This window comes from Streptomyces sp. SID14478 (assembly GCF_010548525.1).
Classification (GTDB): domain Bacteria; phylum Actinomycetota; class Actinomycetes; order Streptomycetales; family Streptomycetaceae; genus Streptomyces.
This window is the reverse complement of sequence record NZ_JAAGMG010000546.1, coordinates 1-12117: the sequence shown is the minus strand read 5'-3', so window position 1 is coordinate 12117 and position 12117 is coordinate 1. Positions and strand designations below refer to the sequence as shown.

Sequence of the window (12117 nt, the reverse complement as noted above, 5' to 3'; positions counted from 1 at the left end):
GTGCATCCCCACTCATTTCATGAGTGGAGGTACAACCATGCGCAAGTCCGCTGCTTTGGGCGTCGCCGTTGTGGCGCTGAGCGGGTCGCTGGGGTTCATGGGATCGACGGCCGTGGCCGCTCCTTCGGGAGGCGTCAGTGCGCAGGGGGCCGTGCCCAGCTGCGTCAAGGTCAAGAAGACCACGCAGGACGAGGGTTACAAGACCTACAAGGTCACCAACAAGTGCGCCGGCACGAAGAAGCTCAAGGGCCTCTTCAAGTACGGGTATGACTCGGCCTGCACCTCGGTGAAGAAGAACAAGACGGCTCTGCTCTCCTCGACCCAGCCGTGGGTCGGGTGGGACAAGGTCGTGACCTGCTAAGCGCGTTCGGCGGCCCGGCCGCCTGACGAACGCCGACGCCCCTCGCGGATCCGAGCAGCGGATCCGCGAGGGGCGTCAACATGTTCGCGTCCGGAGGTGGGGATCTCGGAGGGAATCGCACCGACGCGGGCGTCAAACTGCCCCATTACAGGACGAGTTCACGCTAGGGGTGCGCAGGCGCGCAGGTTCCCTCTCACGTGTGACGGTTGGCACACCTTCTAGGTAAAGACCGCATCAAATAGTTTGTGATACCGTTCACGAAACCCGGGGATAGAGCCGAAAGACCGTAGTGCGACGGTCCCTTGGCCCGATTTCCACTCTCGGCCCCGGACTACGCTCGTCCATGACGACACCCTGCCCCCATCAATAAGCGGAGCTGCCGCCATGCCGTCCAACGACGCACGGACCCTTCTCAAGATTGCCGTACCCACGGCTGCCGTTGGCGTGATCGCCATCGCGGTCAGCGCTGCGGTCGCGGGCGGCAAGGGGGCCCTGGGCGCGTTCGTCGGCACGCTGGTGGCGATCGTATTCATGGGACTCGGCCTCGTGGTCCTGGAGCGCACAGCCAAATCGCTTCCGCACCTGTTCCAGATGATGGGCTTGATGCTCTACGCGGCCCAGTTGCTGCTCATGGTCATCTTCGTCGCCCTCTTCAAGGACACGACGCTTTTCAACCCGAAGGCCTTCGCGATCGCCCTCGTGGTTGCCACCCTCACATGGATCGCCGCGCAGGCGCGTGCCTACATGAAGGCCAAGATTCTTTACGTCGATCCCGACTCCCAGAAGGGCGACAAGCCCGAGAAGACGGGACCGAAGTCGTGAGGGGTAGGGGCGGGATAAGGGCAGGTTCTCGACCCTGCTATCGTCCGGTGCCAACTGCGGCATCGCGGGCGCGGGCATCTGAGCTGACGCCTGCAGTAACGCGAGGCTCGATGCCCTACTGCCGCCCCCACATCCGTAACACCAGTCCCGTGCCGAACTGCGGCTCTGCGCCGCGCCGACACAACGAGGTTGCCGTACCTATGCGCCACGCTGAAGGAGCCCGCGGTGAGTGCTGACCCGACGCAGGTGCTCGCCTTCGAGACCGACTGCCACCTTTTTGATGGGTGTGGCTTCCCGGCTCCCGGCCTGCACTCGTTCCTGTTCGAGCCCCTTTGGGGCGACGCGGACAGCAACCTGTACTTCAACAAGACGATGCTGCTGGCGCTGCTGGGCTCGATCATCATCGTCGGCTTCTTCTGGGCGGCCTTCCGTAAGCCGAAGGTCGTTCCGGGCAAGCTCCAGATGGTCGCCGAGACCGGATACGACTTCGTCCGCCGTGGCATCGTCTACGAGACGATCGGCAAGCGCGAGGGCGAGAAGTACGTCCCGCTCGTGGTCTCGCTGTTCTTCTTCGTGTGGATGATGAACCTCTGGTCGATCATCCCGCTGGCTCAGTTCCCGGTGACGGCGATCATCTCCTACCCGGCGGTGCTCGCGGCGATCGTCTACCTCACGTGGGTCAGCCTGACGTTCAAGCGTCATGGCTTCGTCGGTGCCTTCAAGAACTTCACCGGCTTCGACAAGTCGCTCGGCCCGGTCGCGTACCTGGCAGCGTTCATCGAGCTCTTCTCGAACCTGCTCGTGCGGCCGTTCACGCACGCGGTCCGACTCTTCGCGAACATGTTCGCCGGTCACACCCTGCTGCTGCTCTTTACGATCGCCAGCTGGTACATGCTCAACGGCATCGGCATCGCCTACTCCGCCGTCTCGTTCGTGATGGTCATCGTGATGACTGCCTTCGAGCTCTTCATTCAGGCCGTCCAGGCGTACGTCTTCGTTCTGCTGACGTGCACCTTCATCCAGGGTGCGCTCGCAGAGAACCACTGAGCACTCCCTACGCAATCCCTAGTCGTCCGGTGGCCAACCCCCACCGGTCCGTAAAGAGAAGGAAGAACTGGCATGTCCCAGACCCTCGCTGCTGTCACCGGTGACCTCGGCTCTGTCGGTTACGGTCTCGCCGCCATCGGCCCCGGCGTCGGCGTCGGCATCATCTTCGGTAACGGTACCCAGGCGCTGGCCCGTCAGCCCGAGGCCGCCGGCCTGATCCGTGCCAACCAGATCCTCGGCTTCGCGTTCTGTGAGGCGCTCGCCCTCATCGGTCTGGTCATGCCGTTCGTCTACTAGGACGAGTCCGGACGACCAGCCTCATTAGACGAAAGGCACTGATGTGAACCCCCTGGTTCAGCTCGCAGCGGAAGAGGCGGAGAATCCGCTTGTCCCGCCGATCCCCGAGCTCGTCATCGGCCTGATCGCCTTCGTCATCGTCTTCGGCTTCCTCGCCAAGAAGCTCCTCCCGAACATCAACAAGGTTCTGGAAGAGCGCCGCGAGGCCATCGAAGGCGGTATCGAAAAGGCCGAGGCCGCTCAGACCGAGGCCCAGAGCGTTCTTGAGCAGTACAAGGCTCAGCTCGCCGAGGCTCGTCACGAAGCCGCGCGGCTGCGCCAGGAGGCGCAGGAGCAGGGCGCCACGCTCATCGCGGAGATGCGCGCGGAAGGCCAGCGGCAGCGTGAGGAGATCATCGCCGCCGGTCACGCCCAGATCGAGGCCGACCGCAAGGCCGCCGCTCAGGCGCTGCGTCAGGACGTCGGCCACCTGGCCACCGACCTGGCCGGCAAGCTGGTCGGCGAGTCCCTCGAGGACCACGCCCGGCAGTCGCGCACGATCGACCGCTTCCTCGATGACCTCGAGGAGAAGGCAGAGGCTGCGCGATGACCGCCCACGGAGCGAGCCGCGAGGCCCTCGCCGCCGCGCGTGAGCGCCTGGACGCGCTGACCGACAACACGTCGGTCGACGCCGAGGCGCTCGCCGGCGACCTGGCCGCGGTCACCGCGCTGCTCGACCGCGAGGTGTCGCTGCGTCGGGTCCTGACCGACCCGGCGCAGGCCGGCGACGCCAAGGCCGAGCTGGCGGGTCGCCTGCTCGGCGGCCAGGTCGGCGGCGAGACCGTCGACCTGGTGGCCGGTCTGGTCCGCTCCCGGTGGTCCTCCTCGCGTGACCTGGTCGACTCCCTGGAGAAGCTGGCCGACACCGCGGACCTGACCGCGGCGCAGAAGTCCGGTGACCTCGACGACGTCGAGGACGAGCTGTTCCGGTTCGACCGGATCGTCTCCTCCGACACCGAGCTGCGCGCCGCGCTCACCAACCGCACCGCGTCGGCCTCGGCCCGCGGCGGTCTGGTCAAGGAGCTTCTCGGCGGCCGGGCACGGCCCACCACCGAGCGTCTCGTCGAGCGTCTTGTGACCGCGCCCCGGGGACGTAGCCTGGAAGCGGGACTCGAGTCCCTCTCCAAGCTCGCCGCCGAGCGCCGGGAACGCATGGTGGCCGTCGTCACCACCGCGGTCCCGCTGAGCGACCAGCAGAAGCAGCGCCTGGGCCAGTCCCTGGCGAAGCTCTACGGCCGCCAGATGCACCTGAACCTGGACGTGGACCCCGAGGTCCTCGGCGGGATCAAGGTGCAGGTGGGCGACGAGGTCATCAACGGCTCCATCGCGGACCGCATCGAGGACGCCAGCCGCCGCATGGCCGGCTGACACCTCGCACACAGCAACAAGAGCAGTACCAACGGCCCTAGTTGGGCCGTGCAGAGGATTCCTGGGGGCTGACCCCAGACCCCCCAAGAACACTTCGGGCCCAACAAGGAGAGCAGGGAACCCAGATGGCGGAGCTCACGATCCGGCCGGAGGAGATCCGGGACGCGCTGGAGAACTTTGTCCAGGCGTACAAGCCGGACGCGGCCTCGCGCGAGGAGGTCGGTACGGTCACCCTTGCCGGCGACGGCATCGCGAAGGTCGAGGGCCTTCCCTCGGCCATGGCCAACGAACTGCTGAAGTTCGAGGACGGCACCCTCGGCCTCGCGCTCAACCTGGAAGAGCGCGAGATCGGCGCCATCGTCCTCGGTGAGTTCAGCGGCGTCGAGGAGGGCCAGCCGGTCACCCGTACCGGTGAGGTCCTGTCCGTCGGCGTCGGCGAGGGCTACCTCGGCCGCGTCGTCGACCCGCTCGGCAACCCGATCGACGGCCTCGGCGAGATCGAGACCAGCGGCCGACGCGCGCTCGAGCTGCAGGCCCCGGGCGTCATGGCCCGTAAGTCGGTGCACGAGCCGATGGAGACCGGCTACAAGGCCGTCGACGCGATGACCCCGATCGGCCGTGGCCAGCGTCAGCTGATCATCGGTGACCGTCAGACCGGCAAGACCGCCCTGGCCGTCGACACGATCATCAACCAGCGCGACAACTGGCGCACCGGCGACCCGTCGAAGCAGGTCCGCTGCGTCTACGTCGCCATCGGTCAGAAGGGTTCCACCATCGCCTCCGTGCGTGGTGCCCTGGAAGAGGCCGGCGCGCTGGAGTACACGACCATCGTCGCCGCCCCGGCGTCCGACCCGGCCGGCTTCAAGTACCTGGCGCCGTACACCGGTTCGGCCATCGGCCAGCAGTGGATGTACGAGGGCAAGCACGTCCTCATCATCTTCGACGACCTCTCGAAGCAGGCCGACGCCTACCGCGCCGTGTCCCTGCTGCTCCGTCGCCCGCCGGGGCGCGAGGCCTACCCGGGTGACGTCTTCTACCTGCACTCGCGTCTCCTCGAGCGCTGCGCGAAGCTCTCGGACGAGCTGGGCGCCGGTTCGATGACGGGTCTGCCGATCGTCGAGACGAAGGCGAACGACGTCTCCGCGTTCATTCCGACCAACGTCATCTCCATCACCGACGGTCAGTGCTTCCTGGAGTCCGACCTGTTCAACGCCGGTCAGCGCCCCGCGCTGAACGTCGGTATCTCGGTCTCCCGCGTGGGTGGTTCCGCCCAGCACAAGGCGATGCGTCAGGTCTCCGGCCGACTGCGTCTGGACCTGGCCCAGTACCGCGAGCTGGAGGCGTTCGCCGCCTTCGGTTCCGACCTGGACGCCGCGTCGAAGGCGCAGCTGGAGCGCGGTCAGCGCCTGGTCGAGCTGCTCAAGCAGGCTCAGTACCAGCCGATGGCCACCGAGGACCAGGTCGTCTCCATCTGGGCCGGTACCAACGGCAAGATGGACGAGGTGCCGGTCGCCGACATCCGCCGCTTCGAGACCGAGCTGCTCGACCACCTGCACCGCAAGGAGCAGGGCCTGATGACCTCCATCAAGGAGGGCGCCAAGATGTCGAACGACACCATCCAGGCCATCGACGACGCGGTCGCGGAGTTCAAGAAGCAGTTCGAGACCTCGGACGGGAAGCTTCTCGGCGAGGACGCTCCGGCCGCCGCCAAGTGACGTAAGGAAGGGACCTGACTCATGGGAGCCCAGCTCCGGGTCTACAAGCGTCGCATCCGATCCGTCACCGCGACCAAGAAGATCACCAAGGCGATGGAGATGATCGCCGCCTCGCGCGTCGTCAAGGCGCAGCGCAAGGTGGCGGCCTCCACGCCCTACGCGACCGAGCTCACGCGCGCGGTCACGGCGGTGGGGACCGGGTCGAGCACCAAGCACCCGCTGACGACCGAGGCCGAGACGGCGACCCGTGCCGCGGTGCTGCTCCTCACGAGCGACCGCGGCCTGGCCGGCGCCTTCAACTCGAACGCCATCAAGGCCGCCGAGAAGCTGACGGCGCGCCTCGAGGCCGAGGGCAGGGAGGTCGACACGTACATCGTCGGCCGCCGCGGTCTGGCCCACTACAACTTCCGCGAGCGCAAGGTCGTGGAGTCGTGGTCGGGTTTCACCGACGAGCCCACGTACGCGGACGCCAAGAAGGTTGCGGGTCCGCTCATCGAGGCCATCGAGAAGGACACGGCCGAGGGCGGCGTGGATGAACTCCACATCGTCTACACCGAGTTCGTCTCGATGATGACGCAGACGGCGATCGACGGCCGGCTGCTGCCGCTCAGCCTCGAAGAGGTGGCGGAGGAGGCGTCGTCCAAGGGCGACGAGATCCTTCCGCTGTACGACTTCGAGCCGTCGGCGGAGGACGTCCTCGACGCCCTGCTGCCGCGCTACGTCGAGAGCCGTATCTACAACGCGATGCTCCAGTCGGCTGCCTCCAAGCACGCCGCCACGCGCCGCGCGATGAAGTCGGCGACCGACAACGCGGGAGAGCTGATCAACACGCTCTCCCGACTTGCCAACGCGGCCCGCCAGGCCGAAATCACCCAGGAAATCAGCGAGATCGTCGGTGGCGCCAGCGCCCTGGCCGACGCGAACGCGGGGAGTGACAAGTAATGACGACCACTGTTGAGACCGCGACGGCCACGGGCCGCGTCGCCCGGGTCATCGGCCCGGTCGTCGACGTGGAGTTCCCCGTCGACGCGATGCCGGACATCTACAACGCCCTGCACGTCGAGGTCAACGACCCGGCCGAGGACGGCAAGCGCAAGACCCTGACGCTCGAGGTCGCCCAGCACCTCGGTGACGGCCTGGTCCGCACGATCTCCATGCAGCCCACCGACGGCCTGGTCCGCCAGGCCCCGGTGACCGACACGGGTGCCTCCATCACCGTGCCGGTCGGCGACTTCACCAAGGGCAAGGTGTTCAACACCCTCGGTGACGTGCTGAACTCCGACGAGACGTACGACGGCGAGCGCTGGGGCATCCACCGCAAGGCGCCGAACTTCGACGAGCTCGAGTCGAAGACCGAGATGTTCGAGACCGGCATCAAGGTCGTCGACCTCCTCACCCCGTACGTCAAGGGTGGAAAGATCGGCCTGTTCGGCGGTGCCGGCGTCGGCAAGACGGTGCTCATCCAGGAGATGATCTACCGCGTCGCCAACAACCACGACGGTGTCTCCGTGTTCGCCGGTGTCGGTGAGCGCACCCGTGAGGGCAACGACCTCATCGAGGAAATGGCCGACTCGGGCGTCATCGACAAGACCGCGTTGGTCTTCGGTCAGATGGACGAGCCGCCGGGCACCCGTCTGCGCGTGGCCCTCGCGGGTCTGACCATGGCGGAGTACTTCCGCGATGTGCAGAAGCAGGACGTGCTGTTCTTCATCGACAACATCTTCCGCTTCACGCAGGCCGGTTCCGAGGTCTCGACCCTTCTGGGCCGTATGCCCTCGGCCGTGGGTTACCAGCCGAACCTGGCCGACGAGATGGGTCTCCTCCAGGAGCGCATCACGTCGACCCGTGGTCACTCGATCACGTCCATGCAGGCCATTTACGTGCCCGCGGACGACCTGACCGACCCGGCCCCGGCGACGACCTTCGCCCACCTCGACGCGACGACGGTGCTCTCCCGTCCGATCTCCGAGAAGGGCATCTACCCGGCCGTGGACCCGCTGGACTCGACGTCCCGCATCCTGGACCCCCGCTACATCGCGGCGGACCACTACAACACGGCCATGCGCGTCAAGACGGTCCTGCAGAAGTACAAGGACCTTCAGGACATCATCGCGATCCTCGGTATCGACGAGCTCGGCGAGGAGGACAAGCTCACCGTCCACCGCGCCCGTCGCGTGGAGCGCTTCCTGTCGCAGAACACCCACGTCGCCAAGCAGTTCACCGGCGTCGACGGGTCGGACGTGCCGCTGGACGAGTCGATCGTGGCCTTCAACGCGATCATCGACGGCGACTACGACCACTTCCCCGAGCAGGCGTTCTTCCTGTGCGGTGGCATTGAGGACCTCAAGGCCAACGCCAAGGAGCTCGGCGTCTCCTGAAGTCGTTGACCTCACGTCCTCGACTTGATGACGGGGGGCGGGTGTCCCGCCCCCCGTCGTACGACCACTAGACTTTGACCCAACACCCGGCAGCGACTGCCGTCGGGTGGTGACCCGAGGAGCCCACCTTGGCTGCTGAGCTGCACGTCGAGCTCGTCGCCGCGGACCGCAGCGTCTGGTCCGGCGAGGCCACCCTGGTCGTCGCACGCACCACGTCCGGCGACATCGGCGTCATGCCCGGTCACCAGCCGCTGCTCGGTGTGCTGGAGTCGGGCCCGGTGACGATCCGTACGAGCGACGGTGGCACGGTCGTGGCGGCTGTCCACGGCGGTTTCATCTCGTTCGCGGACAACAAGCTGTCGCTGCTGGCCGAGATCGCCGAGCTGTCGGACGAGATCGATGTCCAGCGCGCGGAGCGGGAGCTCGAGCGCGCGAAGGCGGACGGCGATGCCTCTGCCGAGCGTCGCGCGGACGTCCGACTGCGTGCGGTGGCGGCGCGCTGATCCCAGCGAGCCCGTAGACGCGACTCAGCCGCGGCCCAGGCCGGAGAGAACACCTCTTCGGACCGGGTCGCGGCTGAGGCGATCTACAACTGTTTTTGCTGTTCCGTTATCAGGCGTTCGGAGAAGCGAGGAGGTCGGTGCAGATGGTCCTCGTTCTCGTGCTGTGCGTAGTCGCGGTCGTCGTACTCGTACTGCTGGGACTGTTCGTCTTCGGGCTGCGGCGACGGCTGATCCAGCGCTCGGGCGGCACCTTCGACTGCTCGTTGCGGTGGGACGCACCGTCCCCCGACGCCGCGGACACCGCCGGCAAGGGCTGGGGCTACGGCATCGCCCGCTACAACGGCGACCGGATCGAGTGGTTCCGCGTCTTCTCGTACGCGCCCCGGCCCAAGCGGATCCTGGAGCGGGCGGCCATCGAGGTCACCGGTCGCCGTGCCCCGGAGGGCGAGGAGGAGCTCGCGCTGCTGTCGGACGCGATCGTCCTGTCCTGTATGCACCGGGGGACCCGGCTCGAACTGGCGATGAGCGAGGACGCGCTGACCGGTTTCCTGGCATGGCTGGAGGCGGCGCCTCCCGGGCAGCGGGTGAACGTCGCCTGATCTTCCTCGCCGGACGGGGCGGGACGGGGAGACGGCATGGAGAAGCCGGGCTTACGGGGGGCGTTCCCGTAAGCCCGGCTTCGGTGTGTGGGGCTACTTCAGCCCGGAGTCGATCGCGGTGACGAGTTCGCCGTTGGCCGTGTCCCCGGAGAACTCCCAGAAGAACGCGCCGCCCAGCCCCTGCGACTTGGCCCAGCTCATCTTCGAGTTGATCGTCGCCGGGGTGTCGTACGACCACCAGTCGGAGCCGCAGTACGCGTACGCCGTACCGGCCACGGTGCCGTTCGCCGGGCACTTGGTCTTGAGGACCTTGTAGTCCTCGATGCCCTGCTCGTACGTGCCGGCCGCCGGGCCCGTCGCCGTGCCGCCGGGTTCCTTCTGGGTGACGCCGGTCCAGCCGCGTCCGTAGAAGCCGATGCCCAGCAGGAGCTTGGCCGACGGGACACCCTGGGCCTTCAACTTGGCGATGGCGTCAGCGGAGTCGAAGCCCTGCTGCGGGATGCCGGGGTACGACGTGAGCGGGGAGTGCGGAGCCGTCGGGCCCTGCGCGTTGAACGCTCCGAAGAAGTCGTAGGTCATGACGTTGTACCAGTCGAGGGACTGGGCCGCGCCCGCGTAGTCGTTCTTCTCGATCTTGCCGCCGGTGGAGGCGTCGGCCGTGATCGCGGCGGTGACCAGGTTGCTGCTGCCGAACTTCGAACGCAGCGCGGTCGTCAACTTCTTGAGCGCGTCCTGGCCGCTCGTGTCGCAGGTCAGGCCGCAGGCGTTCGGGTACTCCCAGTCGATGTCGATGCCGTCGAAGACATCGGCCCAGCGCGGGTCCTCGACCAGCTTGTAGCAGGAGTCGGCGAACGCGGCCGGGTTCTGCGCGGCCTGGGGGAAGCCGCCGGACCAGGTCCAGCCGCCGAAGGACCAGATGACCTTCAGGTTCGGGTGCTTGGCCTTGAGCTGGCGCAGCTGGTTGATGGCGCCGCGCAGCGGCTGGTCCCAGGTGTCGGCGACGCCGGAGACGGAGTTGGCGGCGGTGTAGGCCATGTCCGTGTCGGCGTAGGAGTCGCCCATCGTGCACTGGCCGTTCTGCACGTTGCCGAAGGCGTAGTTGATGTGGGTGATCTTCGCGGCGGAGCCGGAGGTCTCCAGGTTCTTCGGGAAGTACTGGCGGCCGTAGACGCCCCAGTCGGTGAAGTAGCCGAGCTTCACCTTGTTGCCCGGGGCCGGGTCGGTGCCGCCGCCAGTGGTGTGGACCTTTACGGAGCCGGAGGCGGGGCCGGTCTGGTCGGCCGTGTCCCGGGCCTGGACCGTGTACGAGTAGTCGGTGCCCGCGGTGAGGCCGGTGTTGGTGTACGAGGTCCCGGTCACCGTCGCGACCTTGGCGCCGTCGCGCAGCACGTCGTAGTTCTTGACGCCCTTGTCGTCGGTCGCCGCCGACCAGGCGAGTTTGACCGAGGTGTTGGTGATGTCGGAGGCCGTCGGGGTGCCGGGCGCGGAGGGGGCCGCGTCACCGGGGACGTCACCGCCGTCGCAGGAGGCGCCGTTGAGCTTGCAGCCGGAGGGGGCGCCGGAGCCGGAGCCGTTGAAACCGAAGGAGACCGAGGCGCCGGGGGCCAGGGTCCCGTTCCAGGAGAGGTTCTTGGCGGTCCAGTGGTTCGCGGAGTTGGTGACGGTGGCGTCCCAGGCGGAGGTCACCTTCGTGCCGGAGGGGTAGTCCCACTCGACGGTCCATGAACTCACGCTCGTGGTGCCGGAGTTCTTGATGGTCCACTTGCCTTCGAAGCCGGAGCCCCAGTCCTGGGTCTTGGCGTAGGTCGCCGTGACCGCGGTGGCCTCGGCGGCGGCGTGGGACGGGGTGGCGAGGCCGACCAGGGCGGCCGCGGGCAGCAGCAGTGTGGTCAGCGCGGCGGTGGCTCGGTGCCGAAGTCTTCGTCGGGGTACGTCACTTGAGCGCAAGGGGTGCTCCTCGGGTGGTCCTGGGTCCTGAAACGGGGGACGGAACCCTGCGACGCCCGTGAGCACCGGAGTGGGGGGTGTGCTCACCGCAGTGCGGTGAGAATAGAAAGGTCTGGACCATCGGTCAAGGTCTAAACCAATTACGGATTTCGGCCAACCTTGGCCGGGCTACAGGCCCAACTCCTGCGCCAGGACCGCCGCTTGGACCCTGCTGCGCAGCTCCAGCTTGCCGAGCAGGCGGCTGACGTGGGTCTTCACGGTGGCCTCCGCCATGTCGAGACGCCTCGCGATCTCCGCGTTGGACATCCCCTGGCCCAGGCAGCCGAGCACTTCCCGCTCGCGCGGCGTCAGGGTCGCCAACTCCGCTGGTGCGGCGGGCCGTTCGGGGCGGCGGGCACCCGCGGCGAACTCGGCGATGAGGCGGCGCGTCACGCCCGGCGCGATCAGCCCCTCGCCGCGCGCGACCGTCCGTACGCCCTCGATCAGGTCCTTCGCCTCGGTGTTCTTGAGCAGGAACCCGGACGCTCCGGCCCGCAGCGCCCCGAAGACGTACTCGTCGAGGTCGAACGTGGTCAGCACGAGGACGTCGGCGAGGCCCTCGCCGACCACGGCGCGGGTGGCCGAAACACCGTCCATGCGCGGCATCTGGACGTCCATGAGGACCAGGTCGGGACGCAGCTCGCGGGCCAGGGCCACCGCCCGCTCGCCGTCCTCGGCCTCGGCGACGACCTCGATGTCGGGCGCGCTGTTCAGGATGAGCACGAGTCCGGCGCGCACGGCGGACTGGTCCTCGGCGACGAGCACGCGGATCACTCGGGGTCTCCTTCGGTAGCGGGGTTCTCCAGCGGCAGGTCGGCACGCACCTGCCACACCTTGCCGTCCGGGCCGTCCACGGGCCCGGCCTCGAACGTGCCGCCGAGCAGCGCCGCGCGCTCGCTCATCCCGACGAGCCCGGCTCCGGAGCCGGGCGCGCGCGGCCCGTCCCGGTCGCCGTACGGACTGCTGACGCGCACCTCGACGCGGCCGGCCGAGCGCTCCACG

At 67.7% G+C, this 12117-nt stretch carries 13 protein-coding genes and 1 pseudogene; 11 read left to right on the top strand and 3 right to left on the bottom strand.

The window, feature by feature from the left end; all coding sequences use genetic code 11:
* Window positions 1-37 precede the first annotated feature (37 nt).
* From G3I40_RS17670 to G3I40_RS17620, 11 genes are all read left to right on the top strand, one after another.
* Complete coding sequence (locus G3I40_RS17670; protein ID WP_164303102.1) at window positions 38-361, top strand: hypothetical protein; 324 nt, start codon at window positions 38-40, stop codon at window positions 359-361.
* A 384-nt stretch (window positions 362-745) separates the two neighbouring features.
* A complete protein-coding gene (locus G3I40_RS17665; protein WP_164303101.1) occupies window positions 746-1183 on the top strand; it encodes a hypothetical protein in 438 nt (145 codons plus the stop codon).
* Window positions 1184-1393: 210 nt separating this feature from the next.
* On the top strand, window positions 1394-2230 hold the full coding sequence (gene atpB, locus G3I40_RS17660; RefSeq protein ID WP_164303114.1) for a F0F1 ATP synthase subunit A: 837 nt from the start codon (window positions 1394-1396) through the stop codon (window positions 2228-2230).
* A gap of 72 nt (window positions 2231-2302) precedes the next feature.
* Entirely contained in the window at window positions 2303-2527 is a 225-nt protein-coding gene (atpE, locus tag G3I40_RS17655) for an ATP synthase F0 subunit C (protein ID WP_018521144.1), read from the top strand.
* A 43-nt stretch (window positions 2528-2570) separates the two neighbouring features.
* Window positions 2571-3116: a F0F1 ATP synthase subunit B gene (locus G3I40_RS17650; RefSeq protein WP_164303100.1), complete on the top strand. Its 546-nt coding sequence runs from the start codon at window positions 2571-2573 to the stop codon at window positions 3114-3116.
* Entirely contained in the window at window positions 3113-3934 is an 822-nt protein-coding gene (locus G3I40_RS17645) for a F0F1 ATP synthase subunit delta (protein WP_164303099.1), read from the top strand. Before G3I40_RS17650 ends, G3I40_RS17645 begins: the two co-directional genes overlap by 4 nt.
* 125 nt (window positions 3935-4059) lie before the next feature.
* Window positions 4060-5649 carry a F0F1 ATP synthase subunit alpha gene (gene atpA / locus G3I40_RS17640; protein ID WP_164303098.1) on the top strand — a complete coding sequence of 530 codons (1590 nt, stop codon included), beginning with the start codon at window positions 4060-4062 and terminating at the stop codon, window positions 5647-5649.
* Window positions 5650-5670: 21 nt separating this feature from the next.
* Window positions 5671-6591, top strand: coding sequence for a F0F1 ATP synthase subunit gamma (locus tag G3I40_RS17635; protein ID WP_164303097.1), 921 nt, complete (start codon window positions 5671-5673; stop codon window positions 6589-6591).
* Window positions 6591-8027 (top strand): F0F1 ATP synthase subunit beta, encoded by a 1437-nt coding sequence (gene atpD, locus G3I40_RS17630; protein WP_164303096.1) that lies wholly within the window; start codon window positions 6591-6593, stop codon window positions 8025-8027. The genes G3I40_RS17635 and atpD overlap by 1 nt, the downstream gene beginning before the upstream one ends.
* Window positions 8028-8155: 128 nt before the next feature.
* On the top strand, window positions 8156-8530 hold the full coding sequence (locus G3I40_RS17625) for a F0F1 ATP synthase subunit epsilon (RefSeq protein ID WP_164303095.1): 375 nt from the start codon (window positions 8156-8158) through the stop codon (window positions 8528-8530).
* Between the two features lie 143 nt (window positions 8531-8673).
* Window positions 8674-9129 carry a DUF2550 domain-containing protein gene (locus tag G3I40_RS17620; protein WP_164303094.1) on the top strand — a complete coding sequence of 152 codons (456 nt, stop codon included), beginning with the start codon at window positions 8674-8676 and terminating at the stop codon, window positions 9127-9129.
* A gap of 93 nt (window positions 9130-9222) precedes the next feature.
* Here the strand turns inward: G3I40_RS17620 and G3I40_RS17615 are convergent, their stop codons facing one another.
* The 3 genes and pseudogenes from G3I40_RS17615 to G3I40_RS17605 form a co-directional block, all read right to left on the bottom strand.
* Complete coding sequence (locus G3I40_RS17615; protein ID WP_164303093.1) at window positions 9223-11076, bottom strand: glycoside hydrolase family 18 chitinase; 1854 nt, start codon at window positions 11074-11076, stop codon at window positions 9223-9225.
* 168 nt (window positions 11077-11244) lie between these two features.
* Window positions 11245-11889: a response regulator transcription factor gene (locus G3I40_RS17610; protein WP_164303092.1), complete on the bottom strand. Its 645-nt coding sequence runs from the start codon at window positions 11887-11889 to the stop codon at window positions 11245-11247.
* Window positions 11886-12117 (bottom strand): annotated as a pseudogene (locus G3I40_RS17605) (two-component sensor histidine kinase); the annotation flags it as partial. The pseudogene G3I40_RS17605 and the gene G3I40_RS17610, both read right to left, overlap by 4 nt.